Here is a 21581-nt window from a genome sequence, read left to right as displayed (position 1 = left end):
TAAAAGCTTTCGCCTTTATTCCTTTTCCACAATTCCCGTTAGTTTATAATATTTAATTTTATCTTCCTGAGTAAACACCAGGATAGCCTCATCGTCATCTATAGAAAACGGGCTTTCTTCTGGCAATTGAGGTGGTTTATTCCCATACTCTTTAGCGGGATCTTCGTCCATTACCATTTCACCAGTCCCCATGCGGAAATTTGCAACATATAGATTAGGCTGGTCATCGCTCTTTTTAAGATCAGACTTCATTCCGTGAAAATAAACGGCATCAAGACTCACCAGTTCATCCTGGATAGAAATTACAGGAATATTTAGTTCTATTCCATTGGAGTTGTAGGTGTAGTAAACCTCATTGAATTGAGCGGGTGCTCTTTCCTGAAGGTCTTTATTGCTTCCGCAGGAAGCAAAGAGTACTACCATTAATACTCCGGCCATAAAGAATAATATTTTAGTCATAACTACTGGTTTTAGAAGTTGAAGTTATTAAAACAAAACATGTACCAAATAAAAAAAGCCCTCTAAATTGAGGGCTTTTAAATTATTCGTCGAACTGTATTATCCGTTAAGAGCTTCTGCTCCACCAACGATCTCAAGTATCTCGTTAGTAATAGAAGCCTGTCGTGCTTTGTTATAAGAAAGTTTAAGATCATCCCGAAGCTCTGTGGCATTCTCAGTCGCCTTGTGCATAGCCGTCATACGTGCGCCATGTTCTGAGGCAAAAGAATCTCGTAGCGCCTTAAATAATTGCATTTTTAGCGACTTAGGAATAAGATCTTTAACGATCTCAAGTTTAGAAGGTTCAAAAATATAATCCAACTGTTTGTTCTCCTCAGAATCAAATCGCTCAATAGGCAAAAATTGTTCATGTTGGACAATTTGTGTAGCTGCATTTTTAAATTGATTGTATACAAGAACGATCTTATCATACTTCTCGTCAAGGAAAAGTTGCATCAATTCCTCAGCTATCGCTGAAGAATTTTCAAAGCTTAAATCGTCGTAGATCTCGTTATTGTTCTTATATACATCATACTCCTTCTTCAGAATATCGTTGGCCTTTTTTCCAAGGGTATAGACATCTACATTTTTGGCATTGTAATCATTCTTGGCCTTATACTTCACCGCTTTAATAATATTGGTGTTAAAAGCGCCGGCCAGTCCCTTATTAGATGAAATAGCAACGATTAAAACATTTTTCACTTCGCGTTCCTCGGCATATTTACTTCCCGCATCATCATTTAATGTAGCACTTAAATCCTGTAGCAACTGAGTCAGTTTTTCAGAATAGGGACGCATTTGAGTAATTGCATCCTGGGCCTTGTTCAATTTTGCAGCCGATACCATTTTCATGGCTTTGGTAATCTGCATCGTTGAGGAAACCGAAGTGATCCTGCTACGTAATTCTTTTAAGTTTGCCATTTTTATTTAGTATTGAGTATTGAGCAATTAAATATTAATTACTCAATACCTTTATAATTTTCAAATTAAATACTGCAATCTGAGATCTAATATCTCAAATCCCTGTACTCAATACTAGCTTTTATATTTAGATGAAATTTCTTTAGCAGTCTGAGTTAAAGTATCGATAACTTCATCAGTTAATTTTCCTGCTTTAAGAGTATCTAAAGTATCTCTATGCTTAGCATCAAGATATTCCAGATAGTCTCTTTCAAACTCTTTTACCTTATCTACCGGTACATCCCTTAATAAGTTCTTAGAACCTGCGTAAATGATCGCAATCTGGTTTTCTACTGGGTAAGGATCATTTTGTCCCTGCTTAAGGATTTCCACGTTTCGCTTACCTTTAGAGATAACGTTCATTGTAGCGGCATCAAGGTCTGATCCAAACTTAGCAAATGCTTCAAGTTCACGATACTGAGCCTGGTCAAGTTTTAAAGTACCAGCAACTTTTTTCATAGACTTGATCTGAGCGTTACCACCCACACGAGATACAGAGATACCTACGTCGATCGCAGGACGAACCCCTGAGTTAAATAAGTCTGAAGTTAAGAATATCTGTCCATCTGTAATCGAAATTACGTTGGTTGGGATATATGCTGATACGTCACCTGCCTGAGTTTCGATAATTGGAAGAGCGGTAAGTGATCCGCCTCCTTTTACCTTGTCCTTAAGAACATCTGGAAGGTCATTCATTTGTTTTGCAATATCATCATCGGCAATAACCTTCGCAGCACGCTCAAGAAGTCTTGAGTGAAGGAAAAATACATCCCCTGGATATGCCTCACGTCCTGGTGGACGACGAAGTAAAAGAGATACCTCACGATAAGCAACCGCCTGCTTGGAAAGATCATCATAAACGATCAATGCAGGACGACCAGTATCTCTAAAGTACTCACCAATTGCAGCACCTGCAAATGGAGCATACACCTGCATTGGAGCAGGATCTGATGCGTTTGCAGCAACAATTGTAGTATAAGCTAAAGCTCCCTTGTCTTCAAGAACCTTTGCGATCCCTGCTACAGTAGAGGCTTTCTGCCCAATAGCTACATATATACAGAATACCGGCTCACCGGCATCATAAAATTCTTTCTGGTTAAGGATGGTATCGATACAAACAGTAGTCTTACCTGTTTGACGGTCACCAATTACAAGCTCACGCTGTCCTCTTCCTACCGGTACCATAGCATCGATAGATTTAATACCAGTTTGTAACGGCTCGGTTACGGGCTCACGGTAAATTACCCCAGGAGCTTTACGCTCAAGTGGCATTTCATAAGTTTCACCTTCAATAGGTCCTTTACCATCGATTGGATTCCCCAGAGTATCAACCACACGGCCAACAATTCCTTCTCCTACTTTGATAGAAGCGATACGCTGAGTTCTTTTTACAGTAGAACCTTCTTTGATCTCTTTTGCAGGACCTAAAAGTACTACCCCAACGTTGTCTTCTTCAAGGTTAAGAACAATCCCTTCCAGACCGCTTTCAAACTGTACTAATTCTCCATACTGAGCATTAGCCAATCCATAAACGTTAGCAATACCGTCACCTACGGTTAGAACGGTACCTACTTCATCTAAAGAGGCCTTGGATTCAAAACCTGATAATTGTTGTTTTAATATTGCTGATACTTCAGCAGGATTTACTTCTGCCATAATTATTCAAGATAAAATGGAACGCCATAGGCGTACCGGTTTTAATTAAATTTTTGAAACGTATGTATTGTTTTTCAATTCTCTTTTTAGCCTGGTCAGGTTACGAGAGACACTTGCATCATACTGCAAATCTCCTACTCTCAACACAAAACCACCAATGATGCTTTCATCAACGATGCTTTTAAGACTGGCTTCAGAACCTGTTAATTCCTTAACCTTAGCAAGGATCACAGCTTCAAGTTCTTTATCTAAAGGTACCGCAGTAGTAACAATCGCCTGCCGTACGTTATTCATTTCATTAAACTGAATGAAATATTGCTTGGCAACAAGATGAAGAATATTAATTCTTCCGTTTTCCAGCAATATATCTATAGCACCTTTGGTTACTGCATTAAGATCCTTGAAAATTTCAAGCAAGGCGCTCCTCTTAATACTATCTTTTACTACAGGACTGGTAAGCATATTCTCAAGATCCCTGCTGTTAAGAACAGTTTTGGAAATAGTGAGCATATCCTTATTTACAGCTTCCGCCGAATTTTTATCCTTTGCTAAAGAAAGGATCGCCTTTGCATATCGTTGTGCGGCTCTGGTTCCTCTCATAACTTAGTTTAGCTTAGCATCACCAATCATCTTCTCGATCATCTGATGTTGTTCATTTTTTCCTGAAAGTTCTTTACGAACGATCTTTTCAGCAATCTCTACTGAAAGTTCGGCTACTTGATTTTTCAATTCAGCCATTGCAGATTGCTTTTCAAGCTCAATGCTTCTTTTAGCGTCTGCAACAATTTTATCAGCTTTTACTTTAGCTTCATCTGAAGCATCTGCAATCACCTTTTCTTTTAACTCACGGGCTTCTCTAAGGATAGCATCTCTTTCAGCACGAGCTTCTTTCATTAACTGCTCATTGTCTGATCTAAGATTCTGCATTTCCTTACGTGCATTTTCAGCTGAAGCCAACGCATCATTGATAGACTGTTCTCTATTTCTTACTGAATTAAGAATAGGTTTCCAGGCGAATTTCGCCATAAGGAAAAGTAGTACTAAGAAAACGATGGTTTGCCAGAAGAACAAGCCAATTTCGGGAGTTATTAAATCCATAGTTTTAAATAATAATAGTTAAAAACATCATTTAAAGAAGTCCTTTCGCAACCAACCGTTGCGAAGGGACTCTTTGAAATTAATTATCTTAATACACCTAGTAAAGAGGCAACCACTCCAAAAAGAGCAACACCTTCTACAAGTGCAGCAGCGATAATCATAGCTGTCTGGATTTTTCCAGAAGCTTCTGGCTGACGTGCGATAGCATCCATGGCAGAACCACCGATTTTACCAACACCTACTCCGGCTCCAAGAACCGCTAGTCCAGCTCCTAAAGCTGCAAGACCTACATACAATAATTCCATAGTTGAAAAAATTAAAAATTAAAATTAATGATGTTCATGTTCCTCAACTGCCATCCCGATAAACAGGGCAGACAGAATCGTAAAAATAAACGCTTGAAGGAATGCTACTAACAATTCCAATACTGTTATAAATAAGGCAAACGGAACCGAAACTCCGGCTATACCCGCATTTTCTAAAATAAAGATCAACCCGATCAAACTCAGGATGATAATGTGACCTGCTGTGATGTTCGCAAATAAACGAATCATAAGTGCAGCAGGCTTAATAAGCAACCCAAGTCCCTCAACAACTGCAAGAATTGGCTTTACCCATGTTGGAATACCTGGCATCCAGAAGGTATGCTTATAAAAATCTTTGTTCCCGTTAAAGATCATGATCAACATTGTGAAAAGACCTAAAGAAACTGTTACCGCTATATTTCCGGTCACGTTAGCCGCCCCTGGAAGTAATCCCATTAAATTGGTGATCCAGATAAAGAAGAATACCGTTAACAGGAAAGGCATGAATTTCATATACTTCTTCTCACCGATCTGTGGAATTGCGATATCATCTCTAACGAACAATACTAATGTTTCAAGAGCATTGTTAAATCCTTTTGGCGCATGAGTATTCTTCTTGTGGTGTCTGGCTAGACTGGTAAAGAATAATAGCATTAAAATCACCGTAAGAAACATTGCAGCAACGTTCTTCGTGATAGAAAGATCCCATGGTTTAGAAGCGTTCACAGGATGATGATCTGCATCAAACTCAACAGTCTCAGCTCCTGCATCTAACCTATAAATATCTTCATGAAGATTAACGAAACGCATTCCATCTTTCTCTACCACATGATGTCCTTCTGTATCATGATGAAATTCACTGGACATGAAAGTAACCAATCCGTTATCTGTATAGAGGATCACAGGTAAAGGCAGCGTAACAGCGCTATCACCTTCTCCAAAGAAGTGCCAGCCATGAGCATCACCAATATGGTGCATGATCATTTCTGTAGCGTTAAACTCTTCTTCAGCCTCCTGAAGTGACTTATGCTCCTGCTCGTGCTCCTGAGCGAAGGTAAACAAAGGGAAAATGGCAAATGCTAATGCAAAGTACAAGCTAATCACTAAAGATTTCTGTGCTGTCATAGTACCTGTTCTACTTAAAATTATGGGCTCTAAATTTCCGTGCAAAGGTATACTTTTAATTTTTATCTGAAAGTCCGCCGTATAATTTTTTAGCAGTTTCGGAAATTTTAACGATTTTACTGAAATACAGTCAGTTATTTAGTATTGATAAGCCTTACCGCGTAAATAGTTTCGAAAATCAGAAATAAAAAATAAGGGATAAAAAAGGCAACGATATCCTGAAATGGATTAGGAGTATCATTGAGCATTACCGGTAAAAGGAATAGAACTGCAGCTAACATCTTCAAAAGACTGCAAGCCATAAAGGCAAATCCTGTCTTATCGCTAAAGGTCTTGTTTACAAAGACCAGGAAAAGGAAGATCAAAAATGTAGCTATAAAATGAAAAGCATATATCGCCAGCGTGGAATAATACAGTTCAATTTTCAATAAATATTTGACCAGTGCAAACTGTATTAAGAACAAAAGGACCGAAAAGGGAATAAATAATTTTAGAAAGGAAAAAAGTCTTGTTTGCATTTATTCGTCTTCGTTAAGATCTTTAACTGCTCGAAATACCTGGTAAAGGGCTATAAAAACTCCTAAAAGTGACAAGGAGATGGTATAAGCTGAGTATTTATTAGGGAATTTCCCGTCAAGCCAGATTCCGGCAAAAACACCTGCAGCAATGATAATGCCCATCTGAAGGGCGATATTTACAAAAGCAAGATATTTATTACGCGGATCTTTTTTCATTTTCTTTTTTTAGAGGCTTCACTCCTCCATTCATTTCGCAGGTCGCATTAAATACTGCACCAGGCTCAACCGCCAGTTTTCCGGCTATTACCTCACCTTCAATATTGGCAGGACTTCTTAGGGTTAAAACTCCTTTTACAAGAAGCTTTCCTTTAAATTTCCCTTCAATGTCTGCATTATCACACTCCAGTGTTCCATTGATCAATCCTCCTTCACTGATCACAACCTTACCCGGCGTCTTTAAACTGCCTTCGAGGGTGCCTTCGATCCTGAAACAACCTTTTCCTGAGATCTCTCCGGTAATAAGTGTCCCGGCTGCTATTCTATTTTGTTCATTCTGATTACTTGCAGGTTTGGTCTTTTTTGCTTCTGAAAACATGATAGGGCGGTTTTAGTAATTGTCCAGATAACTTCTTAAAGTTTTCTTAATTTGTACAATTCTATAATTTTCCGCCGACATAACAAAAGCCTGTCTGGCTATTTTGTAGTTTTTATTTTCTTTCAATAACTCCTGAAAGCCCAGAGATCTGGATTTTTCACTTAATCCATGAACTACCACAAATGTCTGGTCAACATCATAAACATCTATAGAAACAGATAATTTGTTGTAGTCCAATTCTGACAAAGCCTTTTCTATAGTATTCTTCAATTCTTCAGCTTCTTCCTTCGCAGGATTGTCCAAGGGGAAGATAAGTTTATAGCTGGAAGGTATGCTATCATTGCTAAATTCCAATCCTTTTAATTCCGGGATCGTCGTATTGATTATGTCCTGAGCCTTTTTGCCTTCGCTGGTTTGCGGATAGGTGACTGCCACATAATTTAAAGCCTGCTCATAGGCATCGATTCCCATTAACCTTGCCGCAGCACGTGCTTTCAGCAATTCAAATTTTGGCACAATTGGATCTCCGGTAAACTGTGAAACATAATCGTTTGCCTTTTCTATCACCTCTTGATATTCCTGATTCTCATATTGCCTGAATAGTTTATTGTAAAGCAGATCAGGGCTGTTCTCATCTTGCTGCATACTTTTTGGGTCTCTAATAAATGCAGCATATCTGGAATCTGAATAGTTCTGAAGAATATCATTCTTTAACCTTTCCTGGTCCTCAAGCCTGCCCTGGGCACCGTAGATATTATAAAGATTATATTTTGCCGGTAGGATCAAACGTTCTTGGGGATTATTTTCCAAAAGAAACTCAAGCCTTTCCGCAGCAAGGTCATATTCCCTATAATTCTCGTTATAGATCACTCCTAGCTGGAAATATGCCAAATTTCTCTGGGTAGCAAGGCTATCGAGTACAGATTGTTCACCGGGAATCTGACTCACATAAGCCATAGGATCGTATAAAGGATCATTGTCCAGATTTATATCCATAAGTCTTTCCTGGGCATTCACCGAACTCTGATTCATCGCAGTAGAACCCCATCGCCAGTTATCTTTAAGTTCTCTGGTTCCCCAGGTTCTAAGAAATTCCTGTGCACCCCGCGAAACCCGCAAAGGATTATAAAAATAGAAAGTATTTCCCTCCCCTGCCGGTGGTACACTGGCCGAAGGAAAATTATTTTGTGGTCCTATGCTCGCCGTGTAGACAGGCAATTCCCCTGCCTCCATTTCTTTAACGGCTTTTTCCTTTAGATCATCTGTATACTGCTTAAAAAATGCCAGTCTCTCATCCTCAGATAATCCGGCTAATCTTAAAATACTATCGGTCTCTTCAGCAATTCTCTCATACTTAATAACATCATCAAGATTGGTCCTTTTCTTCTTAATGGTCCTGAATTCAAGTAATTGAGGAGACATATTTATCAGCGTGCTATCATAATATTTCCCGGCATCCTGATAATTCGCCCTGTCGAAATTGATATTAGCAAGAATCTCGTAATTGACAGATTTCAGGTAGATATCACTGGACCTGGACCTTAAGGATTTATTATAATATTCAATCGCTTTTTCTGTTGAATCCAGCCTGGTGTAATATTCACCTAATTGAAAATAAATCTTATCAAGATACGGCCGGTTCTCCCTGTCTTCTTCAAGTTCGGTAAGAATGTCCAGTAAAAACTGCTCATCACGGGCATCAAAATCAAAATTCCTGGCTTTTTCAACAAATGCATTTACGTAATAGATTCTTGGAGATTTTCTATGCAGTTCAATCACCTCATCAAAAGCGGCATTTGCAGCAGCAGTTTCTCCCAACCTATCGTGCAATTGCCCCAGGATAAAATAAAAGCGTCCTTTTTCAGCATTGATCTCTGTAAACTCCGCCGCATTCTGAAGCGGCACCACAGCCGAATCTATCTGGTTTAGATTAATATAGGCCTGAGCAAGGCTTGAGCTGGCATCTGCCAGATCCTGATCTTCCAATCTTTCTGATTCCAGGATCTTCTTGAGGTTTTTAATGGCCAGTTTCTCATTTCCGATCCTAACATTGGTCTTTTCTCGCCAGATGCGGGCATGATTTATATTATTACTGGCAGGATATCGGTAAAGTATATAGTTAAAGGCATCCAATGCCGGGATGAATCTTTGATCGAAATACCTTGCTTTTCCAAGTAGAAGATAAGCCTCATCCATTTCAGGATTTCGCTCTTTCCCACCTATTTGCATGGAATGCTTCTGAATTGCTTTTACAGCTTTCTCCTCTGCCCTCCCAAAATTCTGATTTCTAACACTGTCTGGAAGAAGGATCTTGTCGTCTACATCCAGCCTTTCAACTGGAAGAATATCCCAATAATTATCGGCATAATTCTGATTGATCTCCTCTCTTCCCTGCTCAAAAGCCATTTCCCCGTTAAAAAGGGTGTTATATTCGGCAGTAATGGCGTGGTAATTCCTGTTTATAAAAGTATCTTTCTTTCGAGAACAGCTAAAAATGGCTGTCGAAAGCAATAGAAAAAGAGTAAGACGGGTAAACGTATTCAAAATGAACCTTTTGTGGTATCATGAATAACTTTGATACAACTTATTTAGTATGTAAAAGTAAACTTCTTTTTCTAAAGTCCAATAGGTGCTGCCTACTCACTCCCGGCGATCTCAGCTGAAAAATAGGCCTCTAGTTCATTGAGGGTAGCTTCAGACGTTTCCATATCCCGTACAATAACTCCTTTATCCAGAACCACGATACGTTCACAAACTTCTGTCACATGAATTAGATCATGACTGGAAATCAGGACCGTAGTCCCGGAGATCTGGGAAAGTTCTTTCAGCAATTTTTTTAGTCTTATCTGGGTGGTTGGATCGAGGTTAGCAAATGGTTCATCCAGGATCACCACTTCAGGATCACCGATCAAAGCGGCCACAATTCCTACTTTTTTCTGGTTTCCTTTAGAAAGATCTCTTAAATATTTCTTTCGGCCAATGATCTCTCCGTTGAAAAAATCCTCAAACTGCGTTAGGAAGCTATCAATATCTGCCTTATTCCGGTTTCTAAGATCACCTATGAAATAAAAATATTCTTCAGGAGTGAGATACCCAATAAGGAAACTTTCATCTATAAAAGAAGACGTGAAGGGCTTCCAATCCTCACTTTCGCTCACGGTTATATCTTTATTGAATATATTTCCCGTGGTAGGCTGTATAAGATCCAGAAGCAGACTGAAAAATGTAGTCTTCCCTGCACCATTGTTTCCAACAAGGCCAAAATTTTGTCCTGAAGGAATATCCAAATGTTCTATATCTAGCACTTTCGTGCCATTATACATTTTTGAAAGATTGGTTGCTGTAATCATAATTTAAATTTTATTCTCCTTTTTGTTTGAATCCCTGTATCATCACATATTTTCTACTTCGGTATCGATGAGTTAAAAAGGTTAGCAGGTTAGGTCTTAAGATAAGCCCAATGACTCCAAGAACTGCAAGTATTACAATCGCAGCATCGTAGTTAATATATTTATTAGTGATCCAGAAAAGAAATATTGGAATAAAGATAAGCGGTATACCTACAAGCCATTGTGAGGCACCGGTTCCCTGATAATTCATAAACGGGCTCTTATCCAGGTCTATTCTTTTTTTATTGAAAGATCCCGCATATAACAAGATTGGAACGTTCACCCCGATATTATATAGCGCGCAGGCTAAATTCAGAAATAAGATATTCCAGCCAAAATAAACGTAAGGTGTAGACAAAATGGCCAGGGCGATAACGCTAAAGGTTATTAATCCCATTTTGGAGGCCAGGTATTGCCTCATGGGTATATTCTGAGCCATGATCATCTGGTAATAAGATGCATCCCATGAAGGAACAAATTGGCCGAAATTGATCATGAAGATCCCTGTTATAAAAATCCCTGCAAATACGAAGAATGTAGGCATTCCCTGGTAGGTTTCATTCGGATAAAAAATAAGCCCATAAGCCAAAAACATCAGGGATAAATAGATCGTGGTCTTTGGTCTTTTATTCCTCCAAATTAATTTTAGATCCTGCTGAAGAAAAGGCGCTAGACTTCCAAATTTCCTGGTCCAGCCAAATTCCTGAGTACTGGCCGACTTATTTTTACCTTTAAGATCTGCATCCAGATAAAATTTATCTCTAAGATTTTGAAAGTTCCACCAGTATAAAGCAATAACGAACATTACCGGGACCAAAGCCAGATATGGTTTTAAAACCAAATAATCCAGTAATTTTCCAAAGTAGGCGGTAATATCAAATATTCCCAGATAATCAAGCAAAGCGATTATAACTCCTGCTCCTACAATTGGGATAAGAGCCTTAAGATTATCTGTGAATCTTTTCTTTATAATAAAATTGAGGAAATTCATACACAGGGTTACCGCATACATCCCAATGATCCAGCCCCACATTCCCGAAGAACTATAATTTTCTTTAACCAGGCAATACAATCCGAACGGAACGATCCATAAGATTGGAAGGAAATTATAAAAGGAGTACAGCGATTTAAACAGTACAAAATTCACCACTTTCTTCCTTTTAATGGGTAGGACCATCAATGGCTTTATATCCATCACCGGCAAGGTTTGCAGCATGAACCTGAAGATAAGTTCAAAAGTGAAATAGGCCAGAGCAAAGCTGTTTACCACTTTTAAGGGATCCTCTTCTGGATAGATATTATTTATTAACGGGAATAATGAAATTCCTAAAAGAAGGAACATTCCAGAAAAATATAACGCCAGGAATGCCATAAGGATCTTTAGCCCTAAACTCTTTCCAAAACTGGCAGATCTCAGAAAAGATTTCCATTCCAGCCAGGCAAATTTTTTGAACATAAACACCGTATTTGATTAATTGGTATTGAAATTTAAACTTTTGTTACATTTCTAAAACCGGCATACTTTGTATTTTTGCGCACAAATAAAAAATAATGAGCAAGTTCTATCCGCTAAAAATAAAGGAAATAATTCGCGAAACGTCACAGGCGGTAAGTTTATCTTTTGAGATCCCAGAAAACTTAAAAGAGGAATTCAGTTTCTCTGCTGGACAGTATATTACTATAAGAACCAAAGCTGATGGGGAGGAGATCCGCCGGGCTTATTCACTTTGTTCTGCGCCAAATTCAGATGAATTCAAAGTTACGGTTAAGGAAGTAAAAGGCGGTCGTTTTTCTGTAATTGCCAATAATAAACTTGTTGCCGGTGATATCTTAGAAGTTCATCCTCCAGAAGGAAAGTTTGTTTTTGAACCTGGTGACAAAAGACAAAATTACGCAGCTTTTGCTGCCGGAAGTGGGATAACTCCTGTACTTTCAATTATTAAATCTGTTCTTAGAGATGAAGCACATAGTAAATTTGTGCTTACCTACGGAAATAAATCTATAGACGATACGATCTTCTTTAAAGAGCTGCTTGAGCTCCAGGCTGAATTCCCACATAGATTATTCGTAGAGTTCATTTACAGCAGAACCAGAGAAGATGATGCTCATTTTGGAAGGATCGAGACCAGTACAGTAAACTATGTCTTAAAGAACAAGTTCAAAGACCATCCATTTGATAAATTTTACCTGTGTGGACCAGAAGCTATGATCAACCACGTATCTGAGGTTCTTCTAAATAATGGAGTAAAAAAGGAACAGATCCTGTTCGAGCTTTTCACCACTACAGACGAGGAAAAAGAAATTCAAGGAGATACAGATGGAGCGACCGCAGTAACTATCACGGTTGATGACGAAGAATTTACTTTTTCTATGGATAGAAAATCTGTGGTTCTTGATGTGGCTCTTGAAAATGACATCGATGTTCCTTATTCCTGCCAGGGTGGGATTTGCAGTAGTTGTATGGCCAGAATTACTGAAGGTAAGGCCGAAATGAGTAAAAACCAGATCTTAACAGATGAGGAGATCGAAGAAGGTTTTGTTCTAACCTGCCAGGCACATCCAACCACACCTACGCTGAAGGTGGATTTTGATGATGTATAAATTATAGATTCTCTAAAACTGTTTGAATAACTTTCTCCGGAGGTATACTACGCATCACATCCTCGTAGCCCTCCGGAACTTTATTTCCATATACTGAAGTCGGGATCTTGGGATATTTTTCCAGGTCGGGAAGAATACAGTTCTCTATGGGCTGATTAAATGCCTTAAAACCGATGAAAGGATGGGTTACTCCCCAGATACTTACTACAGGAATTCCAAAAATAGCCGCCAGGTGAGCATTTCCACTATCCATGGATAGCATCGCATCAAGATTGGATATCAGACTTAATTCTTCAGCAAAACTAAGTTTCCCAACCACACTGGTACAATTTTCGAATTTCTGCTCCCATTCCTCCAATTGTGCTTTTTCGGTATCACCGCCACCAAACATGATAAGTTTGATATTTCCTTTAGAAGATAGCTCAGCGATCACTTCTTCCATAAGGTCTTTAGGGTAACACTTTGAATCATGCTGGGCGAAAGGGGCAATCCCAAGCCATTTTTTGGATCGCTTTCCTATAAGATCATAAACCTTCGGTAATAATTCTCTTTTTGGAGGAGGGCTATATTCTGAAAGGTCTATTGTAAAACCAAGCTCTGCAAATACATCTGCATATCTTTGATGGGTAGATTTAAGTTGCCTGAAATCCTTTTTATTACTGGAAAGCGCGTTCTTTTCTGAACGTCCTTTATCAATCTGCTTAAAAGGTATTCCATAGAAATAAAACAGGGACCTTAAAACATTAGTTCTAAGCACATCATGAAGATCTGCAACCGCATCTATCTCCTCTTCCCGTAACTCCCTGGCCAGCGTCCCCAGTCCCAGCACTCCGTCATGAACACCTTTAAGATCAGCTTCATAAATCCTTACATTGGGTAAATGACTAAAAAGAGGAGCAAAGAATTGTCTGGTAAGAACAGTGATAGTAAGTTCCGGGTATTTTTTAACCAGAACACTCAGAACAGGTACAATCATAGCAATATCGCCCATCGCAGAGAAGCGAATTACCAGAATATGCATGCTCTTTCCCTTTTTTGCCGACAGAGAATTGCGGTCTTGGTCCATAAATTACTTATTGCCTCGTAGAACCGGGTTTAACTCATCATCATTATACATCTTCATTTGCTTGTAAACCTTCATGTATTTCTCGCCTTTGGCGATATCTTCAAGCAATTGATTGATCGCAGTAGAAAGGTCTACTCTTTGCTCTAAAAGCACGTCCAGTTTGGCCTTACATTTCATTTGATGCTCCTGTGAAGCATCTTCACGATTCGCCTCTTCATTCATATGATAAATCTTCAAAGCCAGAATAGAAAGTCTGTCTATGGCCCAGGCCGGGCTTTCTGAATTTATCGTCGCATCGGTATTAGGCTGTACGTCCTTATATTTTTCGAGGAAGTAACTGTCTATATACTCAACAGTATCTGTACGGTCCTGGTTTGAGGCATCAATTTTTCTCTTTAACTCCAGTGCTTCTACCGGATCTATGTTCTGATCCCTAATAATATCTTCATAATGCCACTGAACGGTATCTATCCAACATTTTCTATAAAGGAGGTGTTCTATCAGGTTATTTTCAGCATCATAAGGGTTTTTGAACTCCTGGTCCACGCTGTCTATTTCGTGATATTTTTTGATTACTTCCCTAAAAATCGTGTTGGCCTTATCTGAAAACATAATGTTTAATTTCTTCTTGTTCTATTTTAATTCTAAGCTGCTTTGTTCAATATTAAAAGCATTTGCAAAGATATTATTTTTAAAAAGAGTAGGGCTTACAGAGCGCTTAAACATTCAGGTCTAAACGAAAAAAGCTACTATGAAAGGCACCAACAAAAGCGTGACGAGAATGATCTCTTTAAATATCTTATCTTTTTTATCATCGAAGTAATTTGAAGCTATAATACTTAATGGCACAAAAAAGAAGATAAGCTCACTCCCATTTTTGGTTGGAGAAAATATCGCGACTGCAGCTGAAGTCGCTAGACTAAACAAGATCATGCTCAATACCGGCCTTCTGGTAATACTGGCCTTTTGGATGGCAGCAAAATATTGAAATAAGGTCCAGATGAGCAATCCCAGGAAAATACTCAGAGGAATAAGCATTTTCAGTTCTCCATACTTTGAAAAGTCGAATTTAGTTGGCTGGAACCAGTCGGCAAATAAATAAAACTCATCGTAGGCCAGCAGATGAAAGCAAATAGTAAGCGAAGCAACAGCTAGAAATGCTACAAAAGGTATTAACCAGTTCTTGAATGAAGACGCGAAATTAAGAATCGCAAAAAATACCACCGCGATAAAAAGTATAGACCAGAAATGATAAAGTGAGGCTATACTTATCCAGAATGTAGCGTCAAATATCTTTTTCTGAACCGAAATATGAGATTTCAGACTAATGATTCTCCTTAATGCAAATAGTACGCATAGATTTGAAATGATTATGGATTCATTGCGTAAAAGGCTAAAAAAAGAAATAGAGAATATTGCGAAAAGCAAGGTCTTATAGGCACTACGTTTGGTAAGCTCATTTTTTTTCGCGATAAAATTCAGTACCAGAAGGCTTAATACCAAAAGCAGCAGCACTCCAATTTTTTCAAAAAATTCCAGCCAGTTAAAACCATTGTCCCAGTCAGTGAAACTAGCACCTATGTAAAAAAGACCCATCAATAGAATGATGACAGCGAGGTTAAATGGCTTGGATTTGCTAAAAAAGCTTGTTAGCATTAGGGTTTTTTATATTTTTGTAATCTCAATTAAAGTTCAGAAAATGAAAGATTTTTTTTACGGGATACAGTGGGTTTTTGAAAATATACTTTTTTATCCTCTTGATTTACTTAGAGAGCTTGAGCTTGATTCTTGGTTTCTTGCGAACATCCTTAACTGGATCTTTGTGATCGTTGGTTTTGTTGCCTTCCTTTACTGGATGAAGCAATTAAAGAAATTCAACGATAGAAATGAAGAAAACAGAGAATCTACTTCTCACTCGTTCTTAGGATAGATCAAAACCAATATCCTTTCTAAAATACATCTTATCAAATTGCAGCATTCCTGCACTTTGGTAAGATTTTTTTAGTGCCTTTTTGTAATCTTCTCCAAAGGAAGTTAAAGCGATCACACGACCTCCACTAGTTAAGATCTCCCCTTCCTCATTTGTTGTTCCTGCATGGAAAACGATCGAATCTTTTATTTCGTCTAAACCACTAATAACTTTTCCTTTTTGATAAGATTCTGGATAACCTCCGGAAACCAGCATTACTGTTGTTGCTGATCTTTCATCAATTTCGAGGTCTATTTTGTCAAGATCTCCGCTCCAGGTCTTTTCCAGTAATTCAACCAGGTCTGTTTTAATTCTTGGTAAAACAACTTCTGTCTCGGGATCTCCCATCCTCACATTATATTCGATCACATAAGGCTCATTATCTACTTTAATAAGACCAATGAATATAAATCCTTTATAATCTATTTCTTCTTCCTGAAGCCCGCTTACTGTAGGTTTTACAATACGTTCTTCAATTTTATTCATCAGTGTCTCATCGACAAACGGAACCGGGGAAACTGCTCCCATACCTCCTGTATTCAAACCAGTATCTCCTTCACCGATTCTTTTATAATCTTTTGCCGTAGGCAGGATCTTATAATTTTTCCCATCGGTAAGCACAAATACACTTAACTCTATACCGTCCAGAAATTCTTCGATCACCACTTTTTCACTGGCAGCACCAAATTTTCCAGATAACATATTCTCGAGTTCTTTTTTTGCCTCTTCAAGGTCATCTATGATCAAGACACCTTTCCCGGCGGCCAGTCCATCTGCTTTTAAAACGTATGGCGGCTTTAGGGTTTCAAGGAAATTCTTACCCGCTCCAAGGCTTTCAAAACTGAAACTTTCATAAGCAGCGGTTGGAATTTTATGCATCGCCATAAATTCCTTCGCTCTTTCCTTACTTCCTTCCAGCAAGGCACCACGGCCTGAAGGTCCTATGATCTGAATATTCTTAAGCTGGTCGTCATTTGCAAAGAAATCAACGATTCCCTTGACTAAGGGATCTTCCGGTCCAACCACGATCATATCGATATCCTTTTCTAGGGCAGTATTTGCTACCGCGGCGAAATCTATAGGATTAAGCTGTAGATTCTCGGCAATCTGCGCTGTTCCTGCATTTCCAGGGGCAACATATAATTTGCTGCATTTGCTGCTTTGTGAAATCTTATAGGCAAAAGTATGTTCACGGCCACCAGAGCCAAGGATAAGAATATTCATTAGTTGTGGTTTTAAATATTGCTTCAAAAATAATTGTTTGTAAATTGAAGCACGAATAAAATCGTTAAAAAAGCTTCTCTGCCCTTGGATTGGTTTAAACTTTCGTTACAGCTTAATAAATTCCCGATCAAAAGGGCGCAAAGTACTCTGGAAAAGATTCAAAATATTCCAGAGGAACATTATGCTGAATTCCAGAGAAAACGACGCAATTCTATTATCGATTATCATATACAGCATAATAATTTTTACCGGGAATTCTTTAAATGGGAGGGATTTGATGACTGGGAACAAGTGCCCATCATGAAAAAAGCCGATCTCCAGCAACCTTTAAAGGAAAGACTGAGTTCGACTTATAATACCAAAACGGCCTATATCGGGAAAACTTCAGGCAGCAGTGGTCATCCTTTCATATTTGCCAAGAACAGGTTTGCACATGCTCTTAGCTGGGCAGGATTTCAGGACAGGTATAACTGGTATGACATAGACCTCAACAAATCTCTACAAGCCCGATTCTATGGTATCCCGTTGGATTTTTATGGTAATATACAGGAGCGCCTAAAAGACAGGATAAGTCTTAGGCGTCGTTTTAATATTTTTGACCTCAGCGAGCAGAAAATGGAGATTTTCCTGGAGCGTTTTAAAAAATCAGATTTTAATTATCTTAATGGATATACCAGCGCCATTGTTCTCTTCGCCCGGTTTCTGAAGGATAAGGGCATTGTTCTGAAAGAATTATGTCCCAGCCTAAATATCTGCATAGTTACTTCTGAAAGACTTTTTGAAAAAGACAAACAACTCATTGAAAAAGCTTTGGGAGTCCCTGTCATTAATGAATATGGTGCCAGCGAGGTAGGACTCATCGCTTTTGAAGATTCAGAAAATCAATGGATAGTTAATTCTGAAGATCTTTATATAGAGATTTTGGACGAAAACGACAACGTTCTGCCATATGGCGAGGAAGGCCGGGTGGTGATCACTTCGCTTTATAATAAAGCTCATCCCATGATCCGCTATGATATTGGAGATATTGGTAGCCTTTCAAAAAAAAGCACTCTAAAAAAACCTATTCTTGAAAAGCTTATTGGTAGAACTAATGATATTGCAAGACTTCCAGATGGGAAAGTAGTTCCCGGACTTACATTTTATTATGTTACTAAAACCATTATTGAAGATAATGGGAATATCAAAGAGTTCGTCATCATTCAAACCGAAATTGATGAATTTAAGATAGAATACGTAAGTGAGCAGGAACTTTCACAGGAGCAAAAAAGTAAGATCCTTGACTCGGTAGGCATTTACGTTGGAAAGAATTTGAAGATAGGTTTTGAAAGAAAAGAAATCCTTAAACGCAGCCAAAGTGGCAAATTGAAGCAATTTACTTCTCAGTTATCATAGTTTTTGTTTGCCTTGACTTCACGAAGAACTGTTCGTTTAAAAACACAAACATTTTAGAAAGACTGCTGAAATAGCTATATCCAAGGACTTCGTGATAGACCTTGAAATTGTACTTCAGCATCTCCAGTTTATTTCTGGAAATCGAATTTTTACGCACCCGGTAAATGGCCAGCGATTCCTCTATTCCTTTCATGGGACCTCCTTTCTCTATCACTTTTAGCCATAAAGCCCAGTCCTGCCTTTTGGAAATTTCAGGGCAATAGATCTTCCCGATCTTTTGTGCATCGTAAATCCCAGTAAGGTTACCCACGTAATTTGCTTTCAATAATTTCTCATAGGAAAGTATCGGCAGGGCTTCGATCTTTTTATTCAAAGGCTCTCCATTTTCTGAAATGAGTTCGTAGCTGGAAAAACATGCGGCGACATTTCCCTTCTGAAGGATTTTTACCTGTGTATAAAGCTTGCTAGGCTTCCATTGGTCATCTGCGTCCAGAAAAGCTATAAGATGGCCCTGAGCGGCTTTAATTCCCCTATTCCGGCTATGATGGGTTCCCAGGTTAGAATCATTTTCGAGAAGTTTGATCCTTTTATCTTTTTCAGAAAATCCTTTTACTATTTCCTTCATATTATCTGTAGATGCATCGTCGATCACCAGAAGTTCCCAGTTTGGGTAGGTTTGAGCTATGACCGACTGGATGGAATCAGCAATAAAAGCCTCAGCATTGTAGGCGGGCATGATAACTGAAACCATTCTGTTAAGCTCCATGATTATCTCCTGATGTGTTCTGAAAAATCTTTATGTTCTCTTTTCTGCAATTCTTCCTGGCTCAGGCTTTTGAAATAATCATAAGTTATCTTCATACCTTCTTCCCTGCTCACTTTTGGTTCCCAGCCAAGAATCTCCCTGGCCCTGGTGATATCGGGCTTTCTTTGTAATGGATCGTCTTGCGGAAGTTCCTTATAAACGATCTTTTGATCTGTACCCGTAAGCTTAATGATCTCATCTGCGAAATCAAGAATGCTAATTTCATTAGGGTTTCCAATATTTACAGGTTCAGAATAATCACTTAAAAGCAACCTGTAAATACCTTCCACCTGGTCATCTACATAGCAGAAAGACCTTGTCTGTGACCCATCTCCAAAAACTGTAAGGTCCTCCCCCCTTAGCGCCTGACCAATAAAAGCCGGAATTACACGACCATCATTAAGTCGCATTCGAGGTCCATAAGTATTAAATATCCTGGCAATCCTTGTTTCCAATCCATGAAACCTGTGATAAGCCATAGTAATTGATTCCTGGAAACGCTTGGCTTCATCGTATACTCCACGAGGGCCTATGGCGTTCACATTGCCGTAATATTCTTCATTCTGCGGATGAACCAGGGGATCTCCATAAACTTCAGAAGTAGAAGCAATAAGAATTCTGGCATTTTTCTCCTTTGCCAACCCAAGGCAATGCATTGTCCCAATAGAACCCACCTTCAGCGTTTGAATAGGAATTTTAAGATAATCTATAGGGCTGGCCGGGGAAGCAAAATGTAGTATATAATTCAGATCGCCTGGAACATGAACGAACTTGGTGATATCGTGATGATGAAATTCAAAATTCTTGTTTCCCATCAAATGCTCGATATTCCTGAGATCTCCGGTTATAAGATTATCCATCCCAATTACTTCGAAACCCTCTTTAATAAATCGGTCGCAAAGGTGAGAACCCAAAAATCCAGCTGCACCGGTGATCAATATTCTTTTTGCCATAATTGTATACTTGGTCAAAAATTAGTCAATTTTCATCAATTAGCTGATGAAGACTTATTTTCCAGTCCTTGATTGGTCCAAAATTCTTTATTGCCTTTTCCTTTGAAAGTACGCTATATTCAGGTCTTTCCGCCAAAGTTTTAAAAAAACCGGTCTTGTTTAAAGTAACCTCATCCATTTTATTAGAGTAATTGAGGATCTCCTTTGCAAAATCATACCAGGTGGCCTCCCCTTCGTTACTAAAATGATAGATACCATATTTCTTAGAGCCTGCCGCAATGATACAAAGAACATAATCTGCCAGATCATTTGCATTGGTAGGAGTACCCAGCTGCGTGGTGGTAATATTCAGTTCTGCTTTTTCATCAGCTTTTCTGAGAATAGTTCTGAAAAAATTATGCCCGAATTCTGAATACAACCAGGAAGTTCTGAATATGAAATATTCCTGCATCAATTCTTTGATTATCTCCTCCCCTTTTAGCTTGGAAGCACCGTATATATTGATAGGATCAACCTCATCTGATTCTTTATATGGTACTCGAGATTGGCCATTGAATACATAATCTGTCGAAAAATGGAATAAAGTAACGCCAAATTCATTACACAGTTCAGCTATATTCTTTGCTCCTTCGGCATTGACCAGAAAGGCTTTTTCATGCTCATTTTCAGCTTGCTCAACATTGGTATATGCCGCACAATTGATGCAGTAATCAAAATTGTGCTTTTTAAACAGCGCTCTCAAAGACTCCTTTGAGGTAATATCAAGTTCAGCCGAAGAGCAAAAAAGAAAATTAAAATTTGTAAATTTTTTACTCTGTTTTTGAAAACATTGTCCTAACTGACCAGTAGCACCTGTTACTAAAATAGTTTTCATCCAAATACCTCCTTAAAAGTTGGAAGGTCCCTATCTTTATCTGATAGGACCATTTCTTTGAAAGGAAAATCCCAGTCGATATTAAGATCTGGATCGTTAAAGATAATACCTCCTTCAGAACCCGGAGTATAATAATTATCGCATTTGTATCCGAAAACAGATTTAGTTGAAAGGGTTAAAAATCCATGACCAAAACCTTTAGGAACATATAACTGGTGAAGGTTCTGATCGTCGAGAATGGCAGAATAGGTCTGTTTAAAAGTGGGCGAATCTGGTCTTAGATCCACTACCACATCCAATACTTTACCATAGACCACTCTTACTATTTTGGTTTGGGCGAACTCACCCTTTTGGAAATGCATTCCCCGAAGTACACCGTAAGAAGATACCGATTGGTTATCCTGAACAAACTCGGTATCTATCCCGGTAAGTTCAGCAAAACGCTTTCTGTGGTAGGTCTCCAGGAAGATACCACGATGATCTTTAAATATATTCGGTTTTACAAGAAAACAGTCTTTTAAGGGTGTCTCTTCTACCTGCATTCTGTTTG

General features: G+C 38.6%; 24 protein-coding genes. 3 read left to right on the top strand and 21 right to left on the bottom strand.

Going from position 1 to position 21581, the window contains the following annotated elements:
• Positions 1–15 precede the first annotated feature (15 nt).
• The 13 genes from G3I01_RS05140 to G3I01_RS05080 all read right to left on the bottom strand — a co-directional run bounded on the left by G3I01_RS05140 (position 16) and on the right by G3I01_RS05080 (position 11600).
• Positions 16–459: a hypothetical protein gene (locus tag G3I01_RS05140; protein WP_219551712.1), complete on the bottom strand. Its 444-nt coding sequence runs from the start codon at positions 457–459 to the stop codon at positions 16–18.
• Between the two features lie 99 nt (positions 460–558).
• Entirely contained in the window at positions 559–1419 is an 861-nt protein-coding gene (gene atpG / locus G3I01_RS05135; RefSeq protein WP_219551709.1) for an ATP synthase F1 subunit gamma, read from the bottom strand.
• 114 nt (positions 1420–1533) lie between these two features.
• Positions 1534–3114 (bottom strand): F0F1 ATP synthase subunit alpha, encoded by a 1581-nt coding sequence (gene atpA / locus G3I01_RS05130; RefSeq protein WP_219551707.1) that lies wholly within the window; start codon positions 3112–3114, stop codon positions 1534–1536.
• 45 nt (positions 3115–3159) lie between these two features.
• A complete protein-coding gene (gene atpH / locus G3I01_RS05125; protein WP_219551705.1) occupies positions 3160–3714 on the bottom strand; it encodes an ATP synthase F1 subunit delta in 555 nt (184 codons plus the stop codon).
• A gap of 3 nt (positions 3715–3717) precedes the next feature.
• Positions 3718–4212, bottom strand: coding sequence for a F0F1 ATP synthase subunit B (locus G3I01_RS05120; protein WP_219551703.1), 495 nt, complete (start codon positions 4210–4212; stop codon positions 3718–3720).
• Between the two features lie 83 nt (positions 4213–4295).
• Positions 4296–4517, bottom strand: a complete 222-nt coding sequence (gene atpE, locus G3I01_RS05115) for an ATP synthase F0 subunit C (RefSeq protein ID WP_011711113.1) — start codon at positions 4515–4517, stop codon at positions 4296–4298.
• A 24-nt stretch (positions 4518–4541) separates the two neighbouring features.
• Entirely contained in the window at positions 4542–5642 is a 1101-nt protein-coding gene (gene atpB, locus G3I01_RS05110) for a F0F1 ATP synthase subunit A (protein ID WP_219551701.1), read from the bottom strand.
• A gap of 134 nt (positions 5643–5776) precedes the next feature.
• Entirely contained in the window at positions 5777–6070 is a 294-nt protein-coding gene (locus tag G3I01_RS05105) for a hypothetical protein (RefSeq protein ID WP_257710777.1), read from the bottom strand.
• A 90-nt stretch (positions 6071–6160) separates the two neighbouring features.
• Positions 6161–6376, bottom strand: coding sequence for an AtpZ/AtpI family protein (locus G3I01_RS05100; protein WP_219551698.1), 216 nt, complete (start codon positions 6374–6376; stop codon positions 6161–6163).
• Positions 6357–6755: a polymer-forming cytoskeletal protein gene (locus G3I01_RS05095; protein WP_219551696.1), complete on the bottom strand. Its 399-nt coding sequence runs from the start codon at positions 6753–6755 to the stop codon at positions 6357–6359. The genes G3I01_RS05100 and G3I01_RS05095 overlap by 20 nt, the downstream gene beginning before the upstream one ends.
• Positions 6756–6767: 12 nt before the next feature.
• Positions 6768–9299 carry a hypothetical protein gene (locus G3I01_RS05090; RefSeq protein WP_219551694.1) on the bottom strand — a complete coding sequence of 844 codons (2532 nt, stop codon included), beginning with the start codon at positions 9297–9299 and terminating at the stop codon, positions 6768–6770.
• 92 nt (positions 9300–9391) lie between these two features.
• Positions 9392–10105 (bottom strand): ABC transporter ATP-binding protein, encoded by a 714-nt coding sequence (locus G3I01_RS05085; protein ID WP_219551692.1) that lies wholly within the window; start codon positions 10103–10105, stop codon positions 9392–9394.
• 10 nt (positions 10106–10115) lie between these two features.
• The gene (locus G3I01_RS05080; RefSeq protein ID WP_219551690.1) at positions 10116–11600 is read right to left on the bottom strand and encodes a DUF5687 family protein; all 1485 of its coding nucleotides are present in this window, start codon (positions 11598–11600) and stop codon (positions 10116–10118) included.
• A 95-nt stretch (positions 11601–11695) separates the two neighbouring features.
• On the opposite strand from G3I01_RS05080, the gene G3I01_RS05075 reads away from it, so the two are divergent.
• On the top strand, positions 11696–12745 hold the full coding sequence (locus G3I01_RS05075) for a ferredoxin--NADP reductase (protein ID WP_219551688.1): 1050 nt from the start codon (positions 11696–11698) through the stop codon (positions 12743–12745).
• Between the two features lies 1 nt (position 12746).
• Here G3I01_RS05075 and G3I01_RS05070 read toward each other — a convergent pair whose 3' ends face one another.
• The 3 genes from G3I01_RS05070 to G3I01_RS05060 all read right to left on the bottom strand — a co-directional run bounded on the left by G3I01_RS05070 (position 12747) and on the right by G3I01_RS05060 (position 15467).
• Positions 12747–13811: a glycosyltransferase family 9 protein gene (locus tag G3I01_RS05070; protein ID WP_219551686.1), complete on the bottom strand. Its 1065-nt coding sequence runs from the start codon at positions 13809–13811 to the stop codon at positions 12747–12749.
• A gap of 3 nt (positions 13812–13814) precedes the next feature.
• Positions 13815–14423 (bottom strand): DUF4254 domain-containing protein, encoded by a 609-nt coding sequence (locus tag G3I01_RS05065; protein WP_219551684.1) that lies wholly within the window; start codon positions 14421–14423, stop codon positions 13815–13817.
• A gap of 120 nt (positions 14424–14543) precedes the next feature.
• The gene (locus G3I01_RS05060; RefSeq protein ID WP_219551682.1) at positions 14544–15467 is read right to left on the bottom strand and encodes a DUF6427 family protein; all 924 of its coding nucleotides are present in this window, start codon (positions 15465–15467) and stop codon (positions 14544–14546) included.
• 43 nt (positions 15468–15510) lie between these two features.
• Between G3I01_RS05060 and G3I01_RS05055 the strand changes: the two genes are divergently transcribed.
• Entirely contained in the window at positions 15511–15741 is a 231-nt protein-coding gene (locus G3I01_RS05055; RefSeq protein ID WP_219551680.1) for a uracil phosphoribosyltransferase, read from the top strand.
• Here G3I01_RS05055 and purD read toward each other — a convergent pair.
• The gene (gene purD / locus G3I01_RS05050) at positions 15733–17004 is read right to left on the bottom strand and encodes a phosphoribosylamine--glycine ligase (protein ID WP_219551678.1); all 1272 of its coding nucleotides are present in this window, start codon (positions 17002–17004) and stop codon (positions 15733–15735) included. The genes G3I01_RS05055 and purD overlap by 9 nt on opposite strands.
• A gap of 84 nt (positions 17005–17088) precedes the next feature.
• Between purD and G3I01_RS05045 the strand changes: the two genes are divergently transcribed.
• Positions 17089–18399, top strand: a complete 1311-nt coding sequence (locus G3I01_RS05045; RefSeq protein ID WP_219551676.1) for a phenylacetate--CoA ligase family protein — start codon at positions 17089–17091, stop codon at positions 18397–18399.
• On the opposite strand, the gene G3I01_RS05040 is transcribed toward G3I01_RS05045, so the two are convergent.
• The 4 genes from G3I01_RS05040 to rfbC are packed head-to-tail and all read right to left on the bottom strand — an operon-like array spanning position 18380 to position 21573.
• Entirely contained in the window at positions 18380–19165 is a 786-nt protein-coding gene (locus G3I01_RS05040; protein WP_219551674.1) for a glycosyltransferase family 2 protein, read from the bottom strand. The genes G3I01_RS05045 and G3I01_RS05040 overlap by 20 nt on opposite strands.
• A gap of 2 nt (positions 19166–19167) precedes the next feature.
• Complete coding sequence (locus G3I01_RS05035) at positions 19168–20157, bottom strand: UDP-glucuronic acid decarboxylase family protein (RefSeq protein ID WP_219551672.1); 990 nt, start codon at positions 20155–20157, stop codon at positions 19168–19170.
• Positions 20158–20182: 25 nt separating this feature from the next.
• Positions 20183–21031, bottom strand: a complete 849-nt coding sequence (gene rfbD, locus G3I01_RS05030; protein ID WP_219551670.1) for a dTDP-4-dehydrorhamnose reductase — start codon at positions 21029–21031, stop codon at positions 20183–20185.
• Positions 21028–21573 carry a dTDP-4-dehydrorhamnose 3,5-epimerase gene (gene rfbC, locus G3I01_RS05025; protein WP_219551668.1) on the bottom strand — a complete coding sequence of 182 codons (546 nt, stop codon included), beginning with the start codon at positions 21571–21573 and terminating at the stop codon, positions 21028–21030. The genes rfbD and rfbC overlap by 4 nt, the downstream gene beginning before the upstream one ends.
• Positions 21574–21581: the final 8 nt, after the last annotated feature.

Origin of the sequence: Gramella sp. MT6 (genome assembly GCF_019357415.1) — a bacterium.
Classification (GTDB): Bacteria; Bacteroidota; Bacteroidia; order Flavobacteriales; family Flavobacteriaceae; genus Christiangramia.
The sequence above is the reverse complement of the archived record's forward strand: the minus strand, read 5'-3'. Positions and strand labels throughout refer to the sequence as shown.